Below are 22371 nucleotides of genomic sequence, written 5' to 3' on the forward strand. Positions count from 1 at the left end.
TCGGCACAGTCTGTGTCGTCGTGGTCGGGTTTACCACTGGTGGCGCAATCAGGGCAGCCTGCTTTTTGGCGATATTCTGGCGGTAAAGCGTCGGGTTAACACTCGGCACAGTTTGCGTCGTCGTTGTGGTTGTCGTCGGGTTCACAACCGGCGGCGCGATCAGGGCAGCCTGCTTGTTGGCGATAATCTGACGATAAAGTGTCGGGTTAACACTTGGCACAGACTGTGCGATCGGAGTTGGTACCTTCATTGGCTGCGGGGTCAGCTGGGTCGGCAACACCGGGATTTTCTGCGGTACGGACTGTGCAATCGGCGTTGGCACCTTCATTGGCTGCGGGGTCAGCTGAGTTGGCAGCACCGGGGTTTTCTGCGGTACGGACTGCGCGATCGGCGTCGGCACCTTCATTGGCTGCGGGGTCAGCTGGGTCGGCAACACCGGGATTTTCTGCGGCACGGACTGTGCGATCGGCGTTGGCACTTTCATTGGCTGCGGGGTCAGCTGAGTTGGCAGCACCGGGGTTTTCTGCGGTACGGACTGCGCGATCGGCGTCGGCACCTTCATCGGCTGCGGGGTCAGCTGGGTCGGCAGCACCGGGTTTTTTTGCGGCACAGACTGCGCAATCGGCGTTGGAACTTTCATTGGCTGCGGGGTCAGCTGAGTTGGCAGCACCGGTGTTTTCTGCGGCACGGACTGTGCGATCGGCGTTGGCACTTTCATTGGCTGCGGGGTCAGCTGAGTTGGCAGCACCGGTGTTTTCTGCGGTACGGACTGCGCGATCGGGGTTGGCACGTTCATTGGCTTAGGTGTTGGCTGGGTGGGGATCTTTTGTGGTGCCAGTGTGCGAAGCGCGCGGTTCGCTGCATCCACCTGAAGCCTGCCTAATCGGGCATCCTGACGTGTCTGATCGACCTGCTTGAGCGCTGCATCATGAGCTTGTATCGCTTTTTTGGCTTCGAACGAATTCTGACCGTACGTAAGAATCGTATTGCCCATCGCAATATTGGCAATGTGCTCTTTATACATTGCCGTGCTATACGATTTATCCGCAAGATGGGAGAATTGTTGCGCACCCTTAAGGTTTGCAGCTGCTTGTTCAGGGGTTATTGCATATGTTGCAGGCACAATGCACAGAGCAACAACAGAGGCCAACAATTTAACGGTGGTTTTCATCTTTAATTTCCTGACGGTAATACTGGGGGGTTAATTCAAATCAGCAAAGTCTTTTATGACTTATTAAAATGATTTTCTTTGTCTTAAATTAGTCTTTGTGTTGTTGTCGCTGTGTCTTTGTGTTGTCTTTTGTTTGACTGATTTTAGAGTGTGTAAAAGTGTGTATTTTTGATTTAAATCATTAATCAGTGTTTAATAAGTCAGTATTTAATCATTTTTAAATCTGTATGTAGTCTGTGGCTTTCAGATGAAATATGTGTTTTTTTTGATCGGAAATTGTTTGAACCTGCTTTTTTAGGGGATTTACAGCGAGGAAAGGAACACAAGGGCATTTCTCGGAAGGATTGTTTTGTGTGAGCAGATAAAACGAATGTATACATTAAGTCTTTTGTAAGTCTTAATGTATACAATCACTGGAAACAATATGAACGACAAAAACGTGATTTTGCATATCAAGGATGTTGGGTATCGTGCCGGAGAGAACACCATTCTTCAGCATGTTGATTTTTGCCTTTCTCCTGGTGAATTCAAACTGATAACCGGCCCGTCAGGCTGTGGAAAAAGTACACTGCTGAAGATTATTGCGTCTTTACTCAGCCCTACCGAGGGGACGATTCTGTTTGAAGGGAAGGATATTGCTTCACTGTCGCCCGAAAGCTATCGGCAGCAGGTGTCATACAGCGTGCAAACACCTACTCTGTTTGGCGATACGGTTTACGACAACCTGATCTTTCCGTGGCAGATCCGTGGGAAATCACCTGAACCCGAAAAACTGATTGCCGACCTCGCCCGCTTCGGATTGCCGCAAGAGACACTGACAAAATCGATAACGTCGCTTTCTGGTGGGGAAAGGCAGCGCGTATCCCTGATCCGTAATTTGCAGTTTTTACCGAGGGTACTGCTGCTGGATGAGATAACCAGCGCTCTCGACGAGAGCAATAAGCGCAATGTTAACGACATCATCCATCGGTATACCCGCGAGCAGAACATCGCTGTGCTGTGGGTAACGCACGATGCAAACGAAATTACCCATGCGGATGATGTCATCAGGCTGCAGCCGCAGGGCCGGAAAATGCAGGAGGCAAACCGTGGGTGAGCATAATATAACCAACGGATCGCTGGCGCTCTCTCTGGTACTGGTGCTGGTGGCGATTGTCGTCAGTTACCGTGAAAAACTGGGGCTGGAAAAAGACATTCTGATTGGTATCTGTCGCGCCGTTTCGCAACTTATCGCTGTTGGATTTGTGCTGAAGTACATTTTCAACGTCAACAACGCGGTGCTGACGCTGCTGATGGTGCTCTTTATCTGCTTCAACGCGGCGTGGAATGCGCAGAAGCGTAGTAAATACATCGATAAGGCATTTGTTTCGTCGTTTATCGCCATTACTACCGGGACGGCGTTAACGCTCGCGGTTCTGGTGTTTTCAGGATCTATCGCGTTTTCACCGATGCAGGTTATCCCCATTTCCGGGATGATCGCCGGTAATGCGATGGTGGCCGTGGGGCTGTGCTACAACAACCTTGGGCAGCGCTTTAGCAGCGAACAGCAGCAGTTACAGGAAAAGCTAAGCCTGGGTGCGACACCAAAAGTGGCCTCGGCTCGGCTAATCCGCGAGAGTATTCGTTCATCGCTGATCCCAACGGTTGATTCTGCGAAAACGGTCGGACTGGTGAGCTTGCCCGGCATGATGTCAGGGCTGATTTTTGCCGGGATCGACCCGGTAAAAGCGATTAAATATCAGATTATGGTGACGTTCATGCTGCTGTCTACCGCGAGCCTGTCGACCATTATCGCCTGCTATCTGACGTATCGTAAATTCTACAATTCACGCCATCAGCTGGTAATAACGCAGTTGAAAAAGACGGAGTAAACCGTCTTTTGTAGGCCCGGTAAGGCGAAGCCGCCACCGGGCACTCTGCATCAGTACAACAGCGCGTACAGCTGGCGGCGATACTTCGATGCCAGCGCATCACCCGTACCCAGCGCGGCAAGGATCTCCTGGAACATTTTGCGCGCCTGACCATCCGCGGCGGCCAGATCTTTTTGCAGATGGCTGAACAGAAGTTCCAGCGCCTCTTCGTTACGCCCCACCTGATGCAGTTGCAACGCCAGTTGGCTTGCCAGCGCAGCATCGGCCGGGTTGCTGGCAACCTGCTGCTGGAGCTGCTGAATTTCAGGGGTGTCCGCCGCCTGTTTCAGCAGTTCAATCTGCGCGACCAGACCCTGATAGCGCGTATCCTGATCCTGAAGCGGGACCGTTTTCAGCACCGCTTCCGCATCTTCTGAGCGGTGCAGGGCAATCTGTGTTTCTGCCAGCAGCAGGCCAATCTGGCTATTCTGATTCGACAACTGCCACGCGTCTTTCAACAGTGGCAGGGCTTCGTCGTATTTACCTTCCTGCATCAGTGCGACGGCTTCCTGAGCTTTCAGCTCTTCTTCACGCGGCAGCACTTTATCCAGCAGCGCACGAATAACTTCTTCAGGCTGCGGCCCCTGGAAACCATCGACAGGCTGGCCGTTCTGGAACAGATAGACCGTAGGGATTGAGCGCAGGCCAAACTGAGAAGCCACCATCGGCTCGGCGTCGCAATCCAGCTTCGCCAGAATAAACTGACCATTGTATTGCGCGGTCAGGCTTTCCAGTACCGGCGTCAGTTGCAGACAGTGTTGGCTGCGTTCAGACCAGAAGTAGAACAGCACCGGTTTGGTCATCGACTGTTCGAGTGTCTGATGCAGGTTAGCTTCAGTAATGTTTACGATATTCTGTGCGGACATACGTCATTCTCTGTTTATCAGTTTGTTCTTACATGGGGGGCAAGCCGCGTTGCTTCAACTCAACCGTGTAAAATTTTGTCCATCATCCGGCCAGGAAGCAGGCGTTTTAACCAGCCAACGGCATGGGTGACAAGCGTCACCGGATAGCGCATTTTGGGACGATCGCTTTCGAAAGCATGGCGCACTTTGGCGACAACCGCTTCCGGGCCCAGCGTAAAACGTGCGGCAATACCGGGATTTTCGACCGGTTTATCTGACTGCGTCTGGTTCACGTTGTCGGTAAAGCGGGTACGAATCGGGCCGGGTTCAATCAGGCTCACCTTAATCCCGCTGTGACGCAACTCCATGCGCAAGGCATCAGACCAGGCTTCCAGCGCATATTTACTGGCGGCGTACGCGCCGCGCCCGGGGGTCGAAATCAGCCCCATCACGGAGGATGTCATCACGATACGCCCTTCGCCGTGTGGCAACATGGCGGGCAGCAGGCGCATAGTGAGCTGATGCACCCCGAAGAAGTTAGCGGAAAACTGCTGCTCCAGCTGTTCGCGTGAGATGGTGTGCAGCGGGCCGTAAACACCGTATCCCGCATTGTTGAAAAGGCCGAACAGGCGGTTGTTGGTAAGGGTAATGACTTCATCGGCCGCGCGTTCAACGCTTTCCGGTGAATCCAGATCCAGCAATATGCCGGTAAAACCCATCCCGTTCATGCGCTCGACATCTTCGGGTTTACGGCAGGCGGCCAGAACCCAAAATCCCTGACGTTTTAATTCGAGAGCACTTTCAAGACCAATTCCGCTGGAACATCCTGTTATTAAGACCGATTTTTGCATAACTTTACCTGTCAGGATCTCAGCTGTGTGACGAGTCATGTTTAACTAAAGGAGCCAGCCGTGTTGCCATCCAGTCGGCAATAAACGGCTGAGCATCGCGATTGGGGTGGATACCATCGTCTTGCATCCATTGGGGTTTTAGATAGACCTCTTCCATGAAAAATGGCAGCAGCGGAATATCAAACTCTTTGGCAAGCTTCGGGTAGATCGCGCTAAAGGCTTCATTATACCGACGACCGTAGTTGGCGGGCAGACGAATTTGCATGAGCAATGGTTTTGCATTCGCGGCCTTAATGTCCTGCAAAATGGTGCGCAGCGTTTGTTCCGTTTGCTGTGGCTGGAAGCCGCGCAATCCGTCATTACCGCCAAGCTCCACCAGCACCCAACGTGGCTGATGTTGTTTGAGAAGGGCAGGCAGACGCGCTAGCCCCTGTTGTGAAGTATCGCCGCTGATGCTGCCATTAATGACCTGCGTTTTTGCCTGCCATTTGTCATTAAGCAGTGCAGGCCACGCTGCGTTAGCGGCCATGCGATAGCCGGCGCTCAGGCTGTCACCCAGTACCAGTAACGTATCTGCCGCTGCCGCGCGGAAGGTCATCAGAATCAAAAACAGGAAGGGCAAATGCCAGCGGAAAACATTGTTGAAGTTCATCGTCTTAAGAAGTCCGTCGGTCAGGGTGAACACGAGCTGTCCATCCTCACCGGAGTTGAACTTGTTGTCAAACGCGCCGAAACCCTGGCGCTGATCGGTGAGTCTGGCTCCGGGAAATCGACGCTACTGGCCATTTTAGCCGGGCTGGATGACGGCAGCAGTGGCGAGGTTAACCTGGTTGGCCAGCCGCTGCACGCGCTTGATGAAGAGGCCCGTGCCGCACTGCGTGCCAGACATGTCGGTTTTGTCTTTCAGTCCTTTATGCTCATTCCAACCCTGAATGCGCTGGAAAACGTGGAGCTTCCTGGTCTGTTACGCGGTGAAAATACCCGCGAGAGCCGCGACCATGCCAGAGCGCTGCTGGAACAACTGGGGCTTGGCAAACGTCTTGATCATCTCCCGGCACAGTTATCCGGCGGCGAGCAGCAGCGCGTGGCGCTGGCACGGGCATTTAATGGCCGCCCGGAAGTGCTCTTTGCCGACGAACCTACCGGTAATCTCGACCGCCAGACCGGGGATAAAATTGCCGATCTGCTGTTTTCGCTCAATCGCGAACACGGCACAACGCTGATTCTGGTCACCCACGATCCGCAGCTTGCCGCCCGTTGCGACCGCCGGTTGCGGCTGGTCAACGGTGAACTTCAGGAGGAAGCATGATATCCCGCTGGTTCTGGCGCGAATGGCGCTCGCCATCGCTGCTGATTGTCTGGCTGGCCTTAAGCCTGGCGGTGGCCTGCGTACTGGCGCTTGGCAGCGTCAGCGATCGCATGGAAAAAGGCTTAAGCCAGCAAAGCCGCGAATTTATGGCCGGCGATCGGGCATTGCAAAGCTCGCGAGACGTGCCGCCTGCCTGGATTGAAGAAGCCCGCAAGCTGGGGCTGAAAGTGAGCGAGCAGCTCAGCTTCCAGACCATGACGTTTGCGGGTGACACGCCGCAGCTGGCGAGCGTCAAAGCCGTTGATGATATTTATCCGATGTACGGTGAGCTGCAAACCAATCCGGCAGGGTTAAAACCTGCGCCCGGCACGGTGTTGTTAGCCCCGCGGCTGATGGCGTTGCTGAACCTGAAAACAGGCGACAGCATCGATGTCGGCGATGCCACCCTGAAAATTGCCGGGGAAGTGGTGCAGGAGCCTGATTCGGGGTTTAACCCGTTCCAGCTTGCGCCACGGTTATTAATGAACACCGCCGATGTGGCAAAAACGAATGCAGTACAGCCGGGGAGCCGCGTCACCTGGCGCTACAAGTTTGGCGGCACACCTGCCCAACTGGATGCATACGAAAAATGGCTCTTGCCGCAGTTAAAACCGGAACACCGCTGGTACGGGCTTGAGCAGGACGAAGGGGCGCTTGGGAAATCGCTTGAGCGCTCGCAGCAGTTTCTGTTGCTTTCTGCACTGTTAACGCTGCTGCTGGCCGTGGCGGCAGTGGCGGTGGCGATGGGGCACTACTGTCGCAGTCGCTATGACCTGGTCGCCATTCTCAAAACCCTTGGGGCGGGCAGGGCGCAACTGCGTAAGCTGATTGTCGGCCAGTGGTTGATGGTGCTGGCGCTGTCGGCGGTCACTGGTGGCGTGATGGGGGTACTGTTCGAAAACGTGCTGATGGTGCTGCTAAAACCGGTGCTGCCTGCTGCCCTTCCACCCGCAAGCTTCTGGCCGTGGCTCTGGGCCGTGGGTACGATGGTGGTGATTTCCTTGCTGGTGGGGCTGCGCCCGTACCGCCTGTTGCTGGCTACACAGCCACTGCGCGTGCTGCGGCGTGATGTGGTGGCTAACGTCTGGCCGCTGAAATATTACCTGCCTGCGATTGTGGTGGTAGTGGTGGGGTTGCTTGCCTGGCTAATGGGGGGCAGTACCTTGCTCTGGGCCGTGCTGGCGGGGGCCGTGGTACTGGCGTTGCTGTGCGGCGTGCTGGGCTGGATGCTGCTTAACGTACTGAAAGGGTTGACGATAAAATCGCTACCCGTTCGCCTGGCGGTAAACCGTCTGCTGCGTCAGCCGTGGTCAACGCTGAGCCAGCTCTCAGCATTTTCGCTGTCGTTTATGCTGCTGGCATTGTTGCTGGTACTGCGCGGTGATCTGCTGGACAGGTGGCAACGGCAGCTTCCACCTGAGAGCCCGAACTATTTCCTGATCAACATCGCACCTGAACAGGTCACACCGCTGAAGGCGTTCCTCTCAGAGCACAAGATCGTTCCTGAATCCTTCTACCCGATTGTTCGCGCACGCCTGACGCAAATCAATGGAGAAGTGACGGAGGGTAATCAGGATGAGGCGCTTAACCGTGAACTGAACCTGACGTGGCAGGATAAACGCCCGGATCATAACCCGATCACCGCCGGAACTTGGCCACCGAAAACCGGGGAAGTGTCGATGGAAGAAGGGCTGGCGAAACGCCTGAACATCGGGTTGGGAGATAAGGTCACCTTTACCGGTGACACGCAGGATTTCAGCGCTACGGTGACCAGCCTGCGCAAGGTCGACTGGGAAAGCCTGCGACCGAATTTCTTCTTTATCTTCCCTGCGGGCGCACTGGACGGGCAACCACAGAGCTGGCTTACCAGTTTCCGCTGGGAGAGCGGCAACGGTATGTTGACCCAACTGAACCGCGAGTTCCCGACCGTGAGCCTGCTGGATATTGGCGCGATCCTGAAACAAGTGGGACAAGTGCTGGAGCAGGTGAGCCGCGCCCTTGAAGTTATGGTGGTGCTGGTGACTATCTGCGGTGTGCTGCTGTTGCTGGCTCAGGTGCAGGTCGGGATGCGTCAGCGCCATCAGGAGCTGGTGGTGTACCGTACACTGGGTGCCGGGAAACGTCTGCTGCGCACTACCCTGTGGTGTGAGTTTGCCCTGCTGGGGCTGGTGGCTGGTCTGGTGGCGGCCATTGGTGCTGAAACGGCGCTGGCGGTACTCCAGACCAGGGTCTTTGACTTCCCGTGGGAGCCGGACTGGCGGTTGTGGTTCACGCTGCCTGTTTGCGGTGCGGTGCTGTTGTCACTGTGCGGCGGCTGGCTCGGTACGCGGTTGTTAAAAGGCAAAGCGCTATTCCGCCAGTTCGTTAGTTAGTTCAGTGTTTGATGATTACGTACCGGTTTATATATCGGTACGTAATCACTTAGTAGCACAAATCGATAATATCCATAATTTTAGTAGCACAAATCATTAAAAACCCGCCCACACAGCCATATATTTTCCAGTTAATATTCACCTGCTAAATATTTAGCAGCGTGTCTATCAAGGAAAAATAATGACTATAAAAAAAACAGCGCTGGCGGCAACGATCGGCGCGGCAGTGGCATTGACGTCTTTCGCAACTCAGGCGGAACTCACTGTTCTTAAACAAGATCCACAGGCGGGCGATCCGCTGAGCCGTCTTAATTTCACCGTTGGCGGCAGTATCCGTCCTCAGTTCAACATGATGACTGGCGACGGCGACAAAGGTTCCTACAAACGTAATGGCTTCGACGGCGGCACCCGTTTCCGTTTCGCAGCAGATTACTATCTGTTTGATGACATCAGCTGGGTAAGCTACTACGAGCTGGGTGTGAACATTCCTGCGCTGTTCGACTGGGACAACCACTACAAAGAAGGTTCCAACAACACCTCTCGCCGGATGCTGTACACTGGCCTGAAGAGCAACACCTGGGGTACGCTGACCTTCGGTCAACAGAACAGCGTTTACTATGATGTGGTTGGCGCGAAAACCGATATCTGGGACTACGACATGATCGGCCAGGCACCAGGAAACGGTATCAACGGTGACTATGACGGTTCTTATCGTTCGCGCAAAATGCTGAAATATAAGAAAACCGTAGGTGATGCTGATATCTATGCATCCTATCTGTTCGAAGATAATGAATACCTGCCAGGCAACGGCCTGCGTTACAAACGTAAAGGCGGCGGTTCACTGGGTCTGGATTATCACCTGACCAAAGAGCTGACCTGGGGTACGGCGTGGAACTACACCCGCGCGGATATGCGTAATCCGGAAAATGGCGACAGCGAAACGTACAATCAGAACATCCTGGGTACGGCGCTGAGCTGGAAACCTGACAACTGGACCTTCTCCGCTGGTGGCGGCTGGTACCAGAACTTCCTGACCACTAAAAAAGTGTCTACTGATAACTACTTTGCTGGTGATGCATGGGGTATCGAGTACTTCGCAGGTTACACATTCCCAATCAATCAGTATGCGGTTAAAACTATCCAGCCTTACTTCATGGGTGACCGTATTGAGTACGTGAATGGTCGTAACTACCAGCGCATCGACAACGGCGTGGGTATCAGCTTCCAGCTGGATTACGGTTTCCGTGTTGACTACGAACACGTGTTCACCTCCAGCACCGACGATCTGGGCGATATGAACCTGGTGCGTCTGCGTTACGACTTCTAAGTTTGAGTCATGGGGTGCGGTCTGATGCCCTCACCCTGGCCCTCTCCCACAGGGAGAGGGAATAAAAACCAAAAACGGCAACCTGGGTTGCCGTTTTGCTTTCACCTTGCCACCCGGCTTTTTTCAGCGATCAAGCCAGTCTGCTACCTCAGCGAACGTCCCGCGATACACAATCTTCTCTGCTTTTTTCTCCAGCTGATAGCCGTACATCGGGTCGTAATAATCATTCAGCAGCGGCGCAAGCCAGCTAAAGTGCGCTTCGGTGCTGCCGGAACGCTGCTGTTCCAGAAGTGCGCTATCTAATAACGCGGTAAATTCAGCAAAGCGCTGCAGCCCCAGGCGCCGGCGAATGGCGAACAGACCGTGGTGCAGATACTCGCTGTACTCCTTCCAGCCAGCCTCTTCCCCATATGCGGCAGAAAAATCGGCCCACATATGGTCGAAATACTCTTCGCGCAGGCGTTCAAGGCGAATGTCGAACGGGTCGTCCACTACCACAATTGAAGACTGCACCATGCGATCGCGCAGGCACTCCGGCAGGTGGTTGGAGCCAATCATGCGGCCTTCGTCTTCCAGCACCCAGCGTGTGGCATCTTTTTTTAACAGCTCAACCGCCAGCTGGTTTTCGAAACTCGCCTGCGAAAGCTGCGGCTGGAGCGTGCGGCCAAACGACGAACCACGATGATGCGCCAGCCCTTCCAGATCAACCCCCTGCGCGTGCTGCTTCACCAGCAGGGTTTTACCGCTGCCGGTACAGCCGCCAATCAGCACCATCGGTTTTTGCACCTGCTCGACGGTGGCCTGAATGGCTGTCTGACGCAGCATTTTATAGCCGCCCTTGACCAGCGGATAATCAACGCCGGCCTCTTTCAGCCAGGCCTGGGCGATATGCGAACGCTGCCCGCCACGCGCGCAGCAGAAATAGCCATTGGGGTTTGCCAGACTTGCTTCGCGCCAGGCATGAATGCGCGCCTCGCGCGTGTCGCCCATCACCAGACTATGGCCGAGTGCCAGCGCGGCTTCAGGCCCCAGGCGTTTATAGCAGGTGCCGACGGCAGCGCGTTCGTCGTCGTTCATTAAGGGCAGGTTGATTGCGGCGGGCATCGCGCCCTGTGCGAATTCGATCGGCGCGCGAACGTCGATTAAAGGGGTATCAGACGCGAGGATCGCGCGATAGTCCGTTCCATCGTTCATGGTGATTCCAGAAGAGAACTAAGCAGTAATGATGGGCGGGAATTGTACGCCGGGGAAAGAGGAGGTCAACTCCCCGGCGGAGGGAGAACTATTTAAGCTTCGACTGTGCCCAGACAATACCGCTGGCGTACTCAGGCGGCAGCAGCGGAATAATGGCCTCAAGCGTCGCGCTCAGACGGCCTTCATCAGTGTCGTTCAGATTAAGGTGACCCACCTTACGTCCAGGACGCACTTCTTTGTCGTACCAGTGCAGATGCACCAGCGGCAGCTTAAGCCAGTCGTAGTTCAGATCGGTACCGATCAGGTTGATCATCACTGACGGGCTGTTCACCACCGGTTGCGGCAGTGGCAGGTCAGTAATGGCGCGCAGGTGCAGCTCAAACTGGCTGATGGATGCACCGTTTTGCGTCCAGTGTCCGCTATTGTGCACGCGCGGAGCCAGTTCGTTAATCAGCAGCCCGGCTGGGGTGACAAAGCACTCCATCGCCATCACGCCAACATAACCCAGCTCATGCATGATGGCCGAGAGCATATCTTCTGCCTGCGCCTGCTGTGCGGCATTTGCCTGCGGGAAGGCGACGCTGGTGCGCAGAATGCCATCCTGATGCAGGTTGTGCGTCAGCGGATAAAACACGGTGCTGCCATCGTGCGCACGGGCGCCGACCAGCGAGACTTCGCCGCTAAAGTTGATACCCTGCTCAACAATGCACTCACCGTAGCAATCGTCCGGCAGTTCGGCGGTTTCACTGGCACGTAAGCGCCACTGCCCGCGACCGTCGTAACCGCCCACGCGACGCTTCACAATCGCCAGTTCGCCGAGCATGGCAAACACGTCGTTCCATTCGCTTTTATCGGACAGCAATTGCCACGGCGCGGTCAGCAGACCAAGTTTGTCGAACAGCTGTTTTTGGGTCAGACGGTCGGCAATGATCGGGAACACGTCACGGTTAACAAAAGCGTTATGACGCGCCAGCTCACGGGTCAGGGCTGTTTCCGGCCAGCGTTCGATCTCAGCTGTGATTACGCTCTGATGAAAAGGCACGGCTTCCGGTTCGGCATCCAGCCCAACGGGCCAGACGGAAATCCCCAGCGGTTCACCGGCCTGGCGCAGCATGCGGCCTAACTGGCCGTTACCGAGAACGCAAACCTGCTTCATGCCGCACCCCGCGGGTCCGGGTTATCCAGCACCTCGTCAGTCTGGGCTTTACGCCAGTCAGCCAGACGCTGATGCAGGGCTTTATCGTGAGTCGCCAGAATCTGTGCGGCCAGCAGCGCGGCATTTGCCGCACCGGCTTTGCCAATCGCCAGCGTACCCACCGGAATACCGCGTGGCATCTGAACAATTGAGTAAAGGCTGTCAACGCCGCTTAATGCAGCGCTTTGTACCGGAACACCTAATACAGGAACCAGCGTTTTTGCGGCAATCATGCCTGGCAGATGTGCTGCGCCGCCCGCACCGGCAATGATCACCTCGTAACCGTTCTCTTCAGCGCTTTCGGCAAAGCTGAACAGTTTATCGGGGGTACGGTGTGCGGAAACCACTTCAACATGGTGCGGAACATTCAGGATTTCGAAGATTTCGGCGGTGAACTGCATGGTAGCCCAGTCGCTTTTGGACCCCATCACGATGGCGACACGCGCCGGATTATTGCGGGAAGACATGCGTCTTAAAACTCCTGTGGTGCGAAACACACTGCTTTCGAGGGCACAGAGAATAGCATGTAATACGGGCAAGGAAAACGGTTGCGCGGCTAAAACTTGAGCCGTTGTGGACACTCACACATAACAAAACAGACCGCATTTTGCGGTCTGTTTAGCGAAAATCTCTGGCGATTTTTACAGGAGATTTCCTGCTGTCAGGTTTTCTTTATCGAATGCATGGCTGACATCAATATGATTTTCCATGCTGGTGTCGATATTCGAACCTGCTTCTGGGGTGGAGAAGCGATGCTCCGCCGCCATCGCGCCAGTGGACAGGACAGCGGCCAGCAGCAGGGTGCTCACGATGCTGATTGTTTTCATTCTCTGTTCCTTGCTCATCGTATTGTCGCTGTCGCTTATCTGTTTACTGGCGGCACGGCAATCAGGGGTCTTATTTAGTCAGTTCTGCAGTCATGTGAACGCGGTTGTTGAACTGTGCGCTGGTGATTTTGTATGACGCACCCTGTTCAGCAGCCTGTGCGGCAATTTTGGCTTCTGCACGGTCAATGGTAGAGGCGGTAGCACTGACGCTCTGAGCGAAAGAACCGAAAGAGATCAGAGAAAGAGCGGCAACTGCAACGAAAGTTTTGATGGATTTCATGGTCGTATTCCTTAAGTGTTTTGTCTGTGGTAGGGCGTATTGCCCTGATGTGATAAATAATAGACCGACCATGGATTGATTAAAATCGAAACAATTTGCCGATATCATTCAAAAAAATTGAATGCGTTTGATCATTTAGTGCGGTGGGGTATCAGAAAGGAAATGCGATCAGTTCTACGCCTTCGGGCGTGACTTTTACCATTGAGCCTTCGCTGTGCCAGGCACCCAACACGACGCGATGAGCAGGTTCGCTGTTGGTGGTAAGCGAATGGACGTCCGGGCGATGGGTATGACCGTGGATCAGCCATTGCACGCGGTGTTTTTCCATCACATCGATAACCGCCCGTGGGTTAACGTCCATGATGGTCATTGATTTGCTGCTGTTGGCGGCTTTACTGCCTGCACGCATTTTCGCGGCGATGCGATTGCGGATAAACAGCGGCAGAGCCAGGAACAGCGTTTGGATCCACGGGGTGTGGACTTTGGCGCGAAACGCCTGGTAGCCGGTATCGTCGGTGCAGAGCGTATCGCCGTGCATGATTAACACCTTGCGGCCATACAGGTCGAGTACTTGTTCTTCCGGCAGTAAGATCATGCCGCTTTCACGGGCGTAACGTTTGCCGAGCAGGAAATCACGATTGCCGTGGATGAAGTAGCAGGGGACCCCGGAATCAACCAGCGCCTTAATGGCGGCGGCGATATCGTGGTGGAGCGGGTTGGGATCGTCGTCGCCAATCCAGGCTTCAAACAGGTCGCCCAGAATGTAAAGCGCATCGGCGTTTTTGGCTTCACCGCGTAAAAAACGCAGAAAACCGGCGGTGATCGCCGGTTCTTCTGTTTGCAGATGTAAATCTGCAATAAAGAGTGTCGCCACGAATTACTCGCTGACGGTCACGCTTGTAATCACAACGTCTTCTTTAGGAACGTCCTGGTGCATACCGCTGCGGCCAGTAGAAACGCCTTTGATCTTGTCAACAACGTCCATACCTTCAACCACTTCTGCGAATACGCAGTAGCCCCAACCTTGCAGGCTTTCGCCAGAGAAGTTCAGGAAGTCGTTGTCAGCCACGTTGATGAAGAACTGCGCGGTTGCTGAGTGTGGAGCCTGAGTACGGGCCATTGCCAGCGTACCACGAGTGTTTTTCAGACCGTTGTTTGCTTCGTTTTTAATAGCTTCTTTAGTTTCTTTCTGGTTCATACCAGGTTCGAAACCGCCGCCCTGGATCATAAAACCGTTGATCACACGGTGAAAGATGGTGTTGTTGTAGAAACCTTCGCGGCAGTAGTCCAGGAAGTTTTTAACTGTTTCAGGCGCTTTGTCATCAAAAGTCTTGATTACGATATCGCCATGATTAGTGTGGAAAGTAACCATTTTTGCATCCTGTTCCGTTATTGTGGTGCGTCAACCCATATTCGGGTCACATATAGGGGCTTGTTATAGCATAACCACAGGATGCGATCACCTTGCATTGTGTGCTGCTTCGGGTTTGAATTACGGGTAGAATACCCGGTTTTCGTCCACACACGTGTTTACATGGAATCTTCGATGTTAAAAATCTTTAATACAATGACGCGCCAAAAAGAGGAATTTAAACCTATCCATGCCGGGGAAGTCGGCATGTACGTGTGTGGTATTACGGTTTACGATCTCTGTCACATCGGCCATGGCCGCACCTTTGTTGCTTTTGACGTGGTTTCTCGTTACCTGCGTTTCCTGGGCTACAACCTGAAGTATGTGCGTAACATCACCGACATCGACGACAAAATCATTAAACGCGCTAATGAAAATGGCGAGAGCTTTGTCGCGCTGGTGGATCGCATGATCGTTGAAATGCATAAAGACTTTGATGCATTAAATATTCAGCGCCCGGACAGCGAGCCGCGTGCGACCCACCATATTCATGAAATTATCGACATCACTGAGAAGCTGATCGAACGTGGTCACGCCTATGTGGCGGATAACGGCGACGTGATGTTCTCTGTGCCGACCGATCCGGCTTACGGAAAATTGTCCCGTCAGGATCTGGATCAGTTGCAGGCCGGGGCGCGCGTTGACGTCGTTGACGTGAAGCGTAACCCGATGGACTTCGTTCTGTGGAAGATGTCCAAAGAGGGTGAACCAAGCTGGCCATCCCCGTGGGGTGAAGGCCGTCCGGGCTGGCACATCGAGTGTTCTGCGATGAACTGCAAACAGCTGGGCAACCATTTCGATATCCACGGCGGTGGTTCTGACCTGATGTTCCCGCACCACGAAAACGAAATTGCGCAGTCTACCTGTGCGCACGGCGGCGAGTACGTTAACTACTGGATGCACTCCGGGATGGTGATGGTTGACCGCGAGAAGATGTCGAAATCGCTCGGCAACTTCTTCACCGTGCGTGACGTGATGAAATATTACGATGCCGAAACCGTGCGCTACTTCCTGATGTCCGGTCACTATCGTAGCCAGCTGAACTACAGCGAAGAGAACCTGAAACAAGCCCGCTCTGCGCTGGAGCGCCTGTATACAGCACTGCGCGGTACCGACAAATCGGTGGCAGCAGCCGGTGGTGAAGCCTTCGAAGCGCGCTTCGTTGAGGTGATGAACGACGACTTCAACACCCCGGAAGCTTACTCCGTGCTGTTCGATATGGCGCGTGAAGTGAACCGCCTGAAATCAGAAGATATGGCCGCGGCCAATGCGCTGGCGTCCCATCTGCGTAAGCTCTCTTCGGTGCTTGGCCTGCTGGAGCAGGAGCCTGACGTGTTCCTGCAAAGCGGTGCACAGGCGGACGACGGCGAAGTGGCAGAGATTGAAGCCTTGATCAAAGCACGTCTGGAAGCGCGTCAGGCAAAAGACTGGGCAGCGGCAGATGCGGCGCGTAACCGTCTGACCGAGATGGGTATCATTCTGGAAGATGGCGCGCAGGGCACGACCTGGCGTCGTAAGTAGTTTTGGTGCGCGCTGATGCCCTCACCCCAACCCTCTCCCACAGGGAGAGGGCGTAAAAACTAAAAACGGCAACTCTGGTTGCCGTTTTGCTTTTACCTTCGTTTCCACCACAACAACCCCGTCAGCACCGCCCCCGGCAGCCATACCCACAGCAGTTCTGAGATAATCACCTGGTGCCCATAAGGTGTGGTGTAGCGCGACAATGCAAACGGCGCGACCCTAATTACCTGCCACGGTGCAAAGAAACGTTCATCCGACCACGGCCACAACCAGCCGACACCTTTACCTCCGGTGGTAATCGAATCCAGCAGAGTGTGCGACAGCAGCGACACGGTTAAAAACAGCCAGCAGCGCGTCAGGCTGGCTGTGAACCACCTTTTCCCGATCAGCACGCTGAATATCGGCACCACAAAAGCAAACAGCAGTGAATGGGTAAAGCCGCGGTGGCCGAAAATATTGCCATAGGCGACGCCGAACTTGAACGCAAGAACGTCGGCGTCGGGCAGCATGGCGAGAACAATACCGGCAAACAGAAGGCGAGGAGGGATGACTTTGCTTCCCAGGCCTAAGCCCAGGCAAAGGGGTACAGCTGCGTGCGTGATAACGGTAGGCATTGCAATTATCCATGGCAAATCATGGAAATATAGCAGCGAATTAACGGAAAGAGACCTGCCCTGAATTCTGATTTTACGCCGATTCCCTCGCAATGAGCTGTCCGGAAAGGGTGATCCGCTGGGTTTGCAGTTCCGGCTCTTTGAGCTTGCGGATAATCAACCCGGCGGCCTGACGCCCGGTTTCCTCGCTGGCTGACGACACGTAGGTGAACGACGGCGAGGTGAGATTGACGTGCAGCATATCTTCAAAACCCACCAGTGCGACCTGCTGGGTTAAAAACACATCTTTCCCGACGGTGCGGCCAACATGATGAATGCCTGAAATCGAGCCGATCATGGCGTCTGGCGAGTGGCAGAGCAGGGCGGTAATAGTGTTGTTCTTCTCAAGAAGCTGGCGGGTGACAAAACTCGCCGCCTGGGTGTCGTCGCTACAGGCGGGAGTGGACTCCTCACGATTCACCAGGCCGTACTGGGCCATTGCGCTGCGAAATCCCAGCAAACGCTGTTCCCGGATAAGGCAACCTTCACGTCCGCCAATATAGGCAATATTGCGATGCCCACGCTCGATAAGATAGCGTGTGGCGAGGTTCGCCGCCTGGCGGTTATCGCGCATCACCAGATTGCAGGGCTCATTCAACAGCGACTGTGACACCACAACCAGCGGTAACGCGCAATCACGGATCTGAGGGGGTAATGTCGACGTGCGGGTATCCGACGCCAGATAAATAACACCTGCAACGCCCTGTTGTTTAAACGAAAGCAGGCTGCGCTCCAGATGTTCATGATCGTTGAGCGGCTGGCCAAGAAAAACCATGTATCCTTGTTTTTCCAGCTCCTGAACAATGCTCGCCATCACTTTGATGGAAAAACTGTCGCTAAAATCGCGCAGGATCAGGCCAATAAGGTTGGAGGTGTTAGCGCGAAGATTGGCCGCGGCCGTGTTGTGCACATAGCCAAGCGTATTGATGGCAGCATGGACTTTCTCAATGGTGGCTTCTGAGATTTTCCCTTTCTGGCGCAATACCAGTGAGACGGTCGAAACCGAGACACCCGCCTGTTTTGCGACATCAATGATGCTGACTTTCTTCAAAACCGCTCCCTGAAATTTACCAATTATCAGCCAGATACAACAATGCGTCTCCCAGACTACAGGAGACGCGTCGTGCAGGCATCTTATTATTTGCCGATCATCGTGGACATGGTCTGGGCGATAAACTGTGCTCTGGCACCGAAAATCACCTGAATACCGTTGTCGCCCACGAAGACGACACCGCGAGCCCCCAGTCCGTTAAGACCGTCTTTATCCACGTCATCACTTTTTGACACTTCCAGACGCAGGCGGGTAATGCAGGAACCGACGGAGTCGATGTTATGCGCCCCGCCCAGCAGGCTGATGATCTCGGTTGCCAGTTCGGAATCAGATTTATCATCGGCGTTGGCGGTCACTTCGGTACGGCCCGGTGTTTTCACGTCGAAACGACGGATAACAAAGCGGAACGTGAAGTAGTAAATCAGCGCCATTGGAATGCCAATGATGATGGCGTTCAGGAAGTTGGTCTTATAGCCGTTAAACGATGGCAGGATCCCGAACGACAGGTAATCGATAAAGCCGGCAGAGAAAGATTTGGCGATATGTGCATGTAACAGGTACATCGTCATATAGGCCAGACCCGCCATGATGGCGTTAAAGACGTACAGAATCGGGGCGACGAAAATAAAGGTGAATTCAACCGGCTCGGTGATCCCTGTCAGGAAGCAGGTGAGCGCCGCAGAGAACAGAATACCGGCAGCAATCTTTTTATTTTTGGTGTGAGCTTCGTGATACATCGCCAGACATGCCGCAGGCAGTGCGAACAGCATCAGCGGGAACTCACCCTGCATGAACTTACCGGCGTTCTGGTAGGTATCGCTGCTGAAGGATTTTACCCCTTCTTCCAGCATCTTGAACCAGATGGTCTGGTCGCCGTGGATAACCTGGCCCGCCTGGTTGGTGTAATCTCCGAACGAGTACCAGAAAGACGGATACCAGATGTGGTGCAGGCCAAGTGGGATCAGCGCGCGTTCAACCAGGCCGAAGATAAAGGTCGAGGCCGCCTGATTATCGCCGTTAACAACCACAGAAAGCGCATCAATACCGGACTGAATATGTTGCCAGACATACGGCAGCAGCAGGCCGAGTAAAAACGACAGGAATGCCGTCGCAATCGCCACAAAGCGTTTACCGGAGAAGAAACCGAGGAACTCCGGCAACTGCATGGTATGGAAACGGTTGTAGCACCACGCGGCGAGAATACCGCAGATAAGCCCACCGAATACGCCCATTTGCAGCGTCGGAATGCCCACGACCATGGCGTATTTTCCGCCCTGGGAGGCCATTTCCGGCGTGATACTCAGTACCGTGCTGATGGTGATGTTGGTGACAAACACCGATACCGCCGCAGACAGCGCCGCAATACCAGATTCCGACGCCAGACCGACGGCGGAGCCAATGGCAAACAGCATCGGCAGGTTATCAAAAATAACGCCGCCTGCGTTCATCATCAGCGGCAGGTGGAATTTATCCCCGAAGGCCAGCAACAGACCTGCGGCAGGAAGCAGTGAAATTGGCAGCATTAATGCGCGACCAATCATCGATAACTTTGACAGCGATTTAACAAACCCTGATATCAGACTCATGCTGATCTTCCCCCGAGTAGCGCCTATTTTGGCGCTGTTATTGTAAGTAGAACGTTTTAGTAGAACGTTCTACTTATCGTGAGGAAAGGATGAAAATCGTGCAACTTAAATTTCACATTTCGACAGATGAAATAGTGATTCTTTGAAGTTGATCGATAATTAACCGTGATGTGTTTGGGGGATTTTTTATCCCCTCTCCCGACGGGAGAGGGGTAGGGTGGGGGCATCAGACGGCTCAGGCCGTAACGGTAACGCTCTGACCTTCAAAGCTCACGGTCTGACCCGCGACAATCTTACAGCGCTTGCGGGTTTCCACTGCGCCGTCCACTTTTACTTGCCCGTCGGCAATAGAGATTTTTGCCTGTGCGCCACTTTCGCTCCAGCCTTCCAGCTTCAGCAGATCGCATAGCTCAACGTGCGGGTGTTTACCTAATGAAAATGTGGCCATTTTACGCTTCCTCTACGTCGTGATACTCAACGCACGCCTGCAATGTATTCTGAATCAATGTGGCAACAGTCATCGGGCCGACGCCGCCCGGCACCGGAGTAATGTAAGACGCGCGTGCGGCGGCATCTTCGTAAACCACATCGCCCACCACTTTGCCGCTTTCAAGACGGTTAATACCCACGTCCACGACAATTGCGCCTTCTTTGATCCACTCGCCTGGAATAAAGCCTGGCTTACCGACTGCCACGATCAGCAGGTCAGCGTTCTCAACGTGATGACGCAGGTTTTTGGTGAAGCGGTGAGTAACCGTGGTGGTGCAACCCGCCAGCAGCAATTCCATGCTCATCGGGCGGCCAACGATGTTTGATGCGCCAATCACCACGGCATTCAGGCCGTAAGTGTCGATGTTGTAACGCTCAAGCAGCGTAACGATACCGCGAGGCGTACACGGACGCAGACGCGGCGCACGCTGGCACAGGCGGCCGACGTTATACGGATGGAAACCGTCGACGTCTTTGTCTGGTGCGATACGCTCCAGTACTTTCACGTTGTCGATGCCGGCAGGCAGCGGCAGCTGAACCAGAATACCGTCAATTTCTTTATCGGCGTTCAGGGTGTCAATTAGCTCAAGCAGTTCCGCTTCGCTGGTGGTTTCCGGCAGATCGTAAGAGCGGGAGAGGAAGCCTACTTCTTCACACGCTTTGCGTTTGCTGCCGACATAAATCTGCGATGCCGGGTTGCTGCCAACCAGCACAACAGCCAGCCCAGGGGCGCGAAGTCCGGCCGCTTTACGCGCCTTCACTTTTTCCGCAACCTCAGAGCGCACCTGCTGCGCAATCGTTTTACCGTCAATAATCTTTGCTGCCATCAGAGAGAAGATTCCGTCTGTAACGTTTGAAAGGGGGATTGCCTATATTTTGTCAGAAGCGAGCGCCGCTGTCAGTCACCCTTTGCGAGATTTCCTTCACTGGCCTCAAAGCCCTGATCAACGCATGGTCAATTTCTTAGGGCGGATTAGGATGTGACCTGGTTAAATCGCAGCGTTTTGACATATTTTAAAATACATTCATGAGCTACTTTGTTTCCTCTGAAATAATCATTCAATTTAACCAATTGATTGTGTTTTTTTTATTCCCGATATCCTCGGGAAGGGTATTTTACATATTTAAAGGAATAGCTATGAAACTCAGCAATATTGCTTCTACCGTTATTGCTACACTGGCGCTGGTTGCCGGTGCCGCTCATGCAGAAGATACCACGACACCTGTTTCCGTTAATGGTGGTACAGTTCATTTTAAAGGTGAATTAGTGAATGCGGCCTGTTCAGTGAATACTGACTCTTCCGAACAGACAGTTAATCTTGGCCAATATCGCACGGCGAAATTCACTAAAATTGGTGACACCACCTCAAATATTCCTTTCAACATCGTTCTGAATGATTGCGATCCGCTGGTGGCGAAAACCGCAGCCGTTGCGTTCACTGGACCACTGGATGCCACAGACAAAACCCTGCTGGCGGTGACCTCCGGTAACAACGACAACTCTGCCAAAGGCGTTGGTATCGAGATCCTCGACAGCAAATCCACCACACTGACCCCAGATGGGGCGACCTTCTCTGCAGCGCAGAGCCTGATTGAAGGGACTAACACCCTGAGCTTCACCGCACGCTACAAAGCAACCGCTGCCGTCACCGAGCCGGGTCAGGCAAATGCGGATGCAACGTTCGTGATGAAATACGAATAAGTCTGTTTAACAGGGAGGTTCACGGCCTCACGGATGAGGCCCGTCATACGCTAAAGCCGGGAACGAAGGATGACTTGGACTGGGATACTGTTGCTGCTGGCCTGTTCTGTTGCGCCATCAGTGATGGCACATACCGTGGTAGTGGATGGCGGACGCGTTCACCTCAACGGTGAGCTGGTAAATGGTGGCTGCGCCGTTGCGCCCGACAGCCAGAATATGCGCATCGACATGGGGCAATACCGTACTAATGCGTTTTCCGGTGTGGGGAGTTTTTCAACGGTGAATATCCCTTTCACCGTGCGGCTGCTGGACTGTCGCGTGGATGTCTCGCGCGTGGTGGCCATTCAGTTTCAGGGGGTAACGCCCGCTGAAGATCCGCAGGTATTTCTGGCAACCTCCCGGCCTGGAGAGACGCCCGTCAGCAGTGGTGTAGGGTTGGCACTTTTTGACGAACAACAGCGCCAGATTATCCCTAATGAAACGACCGTCAGTCGCTTAGCGATAGATGCTCGCGAGCTGGCTTTTCATTTCAGCGCCCGTTATCGGGCAATTTCCGAACACCTTGTACCAGGCCGTATTCAGTCGGATGTCTGGTTCACGTTGATTTATCCCTGACGCACCTGCACCTGCGAACAAAT

General features: G+C 54.0%; 23 protein-coding genes and 1 pseudogene. 8 read left to right on the forward strand and 16 right to left on the reverse strand.

Annotation, left to right across the window (positions count from 1 at the left end):
* Window positions 1-1171 (reverse strand): annotated as a pseudogene (locus ACS603_RS17785) (hypothetical protein); the annotation flags it as partial.
* Window positions 1172-1595: 424 nt separating this feature from the next.
* Here ACS603_RS17785 and fetA point away from each other — a divergent pair.
* Together fetA and fetB are read left to right on the forward strand one after the other, a co-directional pair.
* On the forward strand, window positions 1596-2267 hold the full coding sequence (fetA, locus tag ACS603_RS17790; protein WP_474944651.1) for an iron efflux ABC transporter ATP-binding subunit FetA: 672 nt from the start codon (window positions 1596-1598) through the stop codon (window positions 2265-2267).
* Entirely contained in the window at window positions 2260-3042 is a 783-nt protein-coding gene (fetB, locus tag ACS603_RS17795; protein ID WP_474944652.1) for an iron efflux ABC transporter permease subunit FetB, read from the forward strand. The genes fetA and fetB overlap by 8 nt, the downstream gene beginning before the upstream one ends.
* 50 nt (window positions 3043-3092) lie before the next feature.
* On the opposite strand, the gene ACS603_RS17800 is transcribed toward fetB, so the two are convergent.
* From ACS603_RS17800 to tesA, 3 genes are read right to left on the reverse strand one after another with little or no spacing between them, the layout of a single operon-like run.
* A complete protein-coding gene (locus ACS603_RS17800; RefSeq protein WP_182059888.1) occupies window positions 3093-3947 on the reverse strand; it encodes a co-chaperone YbbN in 855 nt (284 codons plus the stop codon).
* A gap of 59 nt (window positions 3948-4006) precedes the next feature.
* Complete coding sequence (locus ACS603_RS17805; protein ID WP_182059889.1) at window positions 4007-4816, reverse strand: SDR family oxidoreductase; 810 nt, start codon at window positions 4814-4816, stop codon at window positions 4007-4009.
* Entirely contained in the window at window positions 4797-5429 is a 633-nt protein-coding gene (gene tesA / locus ACS603_RS17810) for a multifunctional acyl-CoA thioesterase I/protease I/lysophospholipase L1 (protein WP_182059890.1), read from the reverse strand. The genes ACS603_RS17805 and tesA overlap by 20 nt, the downstream gene beginning before the upstream one ends.
* On the opposite strand from tesA, the gene ybbA reads away from it, so the two are divergent.
* From ybbA to ACS603_RS17825, 3 genes are all read left to right on the forward strand, one after another.
* Complete coding sequence (gene ybbA / locus ACS603_RS17815; protein ID WP_182059891.1) at window positions 5400-6086, forward strand: putative ABC transporter ATP-binding protein YbbA; 687 nt, start codon at window positions 5400-5402, stop codon at window positions 6084-6086. The genes tesA and ybbA overlap by 30 nt on opposite strands.
* The gene (gene ybbP, locus ACS603_RS17820) at window positions 6083-8497 is read left to right on the forward strand and encodes a putative ABC transporter permease subunit YbbP (protein ID WP_474944653.1); all 2415 of its coding nucleotides are present in this window, start codon (window positions 6083-6085) and stop codon (window positions 8495-8497) included. Before ybbA ends, ybbP begins: the two co-directional genes overlap by 4 nt.
* Window positions 8498-8678: 181 nt before the next feature.
* Window positions 8679-9824, forward strand: a complete 1146-nt coding sequence (locus ACS603_RS17825) for a porin (protein WP_474944654.1) — start codon at window positions 8679-8681, stop codon at window positions 9822-9824.
* Window positions 9825-9947: 123 nt separating this feature from the next.
* Here ACS603_RS17825 and mnmH read toward each other — a convergent pair whose 3' ends face one another.
* From mnmH to ppiB, 7 genes are all read right to left on the reverse strand, one after another.
* Window positions 9948-11018, reverse strand: coding sequence for a tRNA 2-selenouridine(34) synthase MnmH (gene mnmH, locus ACS603_RS17830; RefSeq protein ID WP_474944655.1), 1071 nt, complete (start codon window positions 11016-11018; stop codon window positions 9948-9950).
* Between the two features lie 88 nt (window positions 11019-11106).
* Window positions 11107-12174, reverse strand: a complete 1068-nt coding sequence (gene purK / locus ACS603_RS17835) for a 5-(carboxyamino)imidazole ribonucleotide synthase (protein ID WP_474944656.1) — start codon at window positions 12172-12174, stop codon at window positions 11107-11109.
* Window positions 12171-12680 (reverse strand): 5-(carboxyamino)imidazole ribonucleotide mutase, encoded by a 510-nt coding sequence (purE, locus tag ACS603_RS17840; protein WP_182059896.1) that lies wholly within the window; start codon window positions 12678-12680, stop codon window positions 12171-12173. The genes purK and purE overlap by 4 nt, the downstream gene beginning before the upstream one ends.
* Window positions 12681-12854: 174 nt before the next feature.
* Window positions 12855-13040, reverse strand: coding sequence for a hypothetical protein (locus ACS603_RS17845; protein ID WP_182059897.1), 186 nt, complete (start codon window positions 13038-13040; stop codon window positions 12855-12857).
* 70 nt (window positions 13041-13110) lie between these two features.
* A complete protein-coding gene (locus ACS603_RS17850) occupies window positions 13111-13320 on the reverse strand; it encodes a YdgH/BhsA/McbA-like domain containing protein (RefSeq protein ID WP_014069194.1) in 210 nt (69 codons plus the stop codon).
* 151 nt (window positions 13321-13471) lie between these two features.
* Window positions 13472-14194 carry a UDP-2,3-diacylglucosamine diphosphatase gene (gene lpxH / locus ACS603_RS17855; protein ID WP_474944657.1) on the reverse strand — a complete coding sequence of 241 codons (723 nt, stop codon included), beginning with the start codon at window positions 14192-14194 and terminating at the stop codon, window positions 13472-13474.
* A gap of 3 nt (window positions 14195-14197) precedes the next feature.
* Window positions 14198-14692 carry a peptidylprolyl isomerase B gene (gene ppiB, locus ACS603_RS17860; protein WP_014069196.1) on the reverse strand — a complete coding sequence of 165 codons (495 nt, stop codon included), beginning with the start codon at window positions 14690-14692 and terminating at the stop codon, window positions 14198-14200.
* Window positions 14693-14866: 174 nt separating this feature from the next.
* Between ppiB and cysS the strand changes: the two genes are divergently transcribed.
* A complete protein-coding gene (cysS, locus tag ACS603_RS17865; protein WP_474944658.1) occupies window positions 14867-16252 on the forward strand; it encodes a cysteine--tRNA ligase in 1386 nt (461 codons plus the stop codon).
* A gap of 92 nt (window positions 16253-16344) precedes the next feature.
* Here cysS and ACS603_RS17870 read toward each other — a convergent pair whose 3' ends face one another.
* From ACS603_RS17870 to folD, 5 genes are all read right to left on the reverse strand, one after another.
* Window positions 16345-16866, reverse strand: a complete 522-nt coding sequence (locus ACS603_RS17870; protein ID WP_315688049.1) for a metal-dependent hydrolase — start codon at window positions 16864-16866, stop codon at window positions 16345-16347.
* Between the two features lie 73 nt (window positions 16867-16939).
* Window positions 16940-17956 carry a Mal regulon transcriptional regulator MalI gene (gene malI / locus ACS603_RS17875; protein WP_182059899.1) on the reverse strand — a complete coding sequence of 339 codons (1017 nt, stop codon included), beginning with the start codon at window positions 17954-17956 and terminating at the stop codon, window positions 16940-16942.
* A gap of 86 nt (window positions 17957-18042) precedes the next feature.
* Complete coding sequence (locus ACS603_RS17880; protein WP_474944659.1) at window positions 18043-19542, reverse strand: PTS transporter subunit EIIC; 1500 nt, start codon at window positions 19540-19542, stop codon at window positions 18043-18045.
* A 235-nt stretch (window positions 19543-19777) separates the two neighbouring features.
* The gene (ybcJ, locus tag ACS603_RS17885) at window positions 19778-19990 is read right to left on the reverse strand and encodes a ribosome-associated protein YbcJ (protein WP_182059901.1); all 213 of its coding nucleotides are present in this window, start codon (window positions 19988-19990) and stop codon (window positions 19778-19780) included.
* A 1-nt stretch (window position 19991) separates the two neighbouring features.
* Window positions 19992-20858, reverse strand: a complete 867-nt coding sequence (gene folD, locus ACS603_RS17890) for a bifunctional methylenetetrahydrofolate dehydrogenase/methenyltetrahydrofolate cyclohydrolase FolD (RefSeq protein ID WP_182059902.1) — start codon at window positions 20856-20858, stop codon at window positions 19992-19994.
* 311 nt (window positions 20859-21169) lie between these two features.
* Here folD and fimA point away from each other — a divergent pair, with 311 nt between their 5' ends.
* Together fimA and fimI are read left to right on the forward strand one after the other, a co-directional pair.
* Complete coding sequence (gene fimA / locus ACS603_RS17895) at window positions 21170-21733, forward strand: type 1 fimbrial major subunit FimA (protein WP_182059903.1); 564 nt, start codon at window positions 21170-21172, stop codon at window positions 21731-21733.
* Between the two features lie 69 nt (window positions 21734-21802).
* Window positions 21803-22348, forward strand: a complete 546-nt coding sequence (gene fimI, locus ACS603_RS17900) for a type 1 fimbrial protein subunit FimI (protein WP_182059904.1) — start codon at window positions 21803-21805, stop codon at window positions 22346-22348.
* The last annotated feature ends 23 nt before the right edge of the window (window positions 22349-22371 follow it).

Source organism: Enterobacter sp. Li2LvB3, assembly GCF_056156645.1.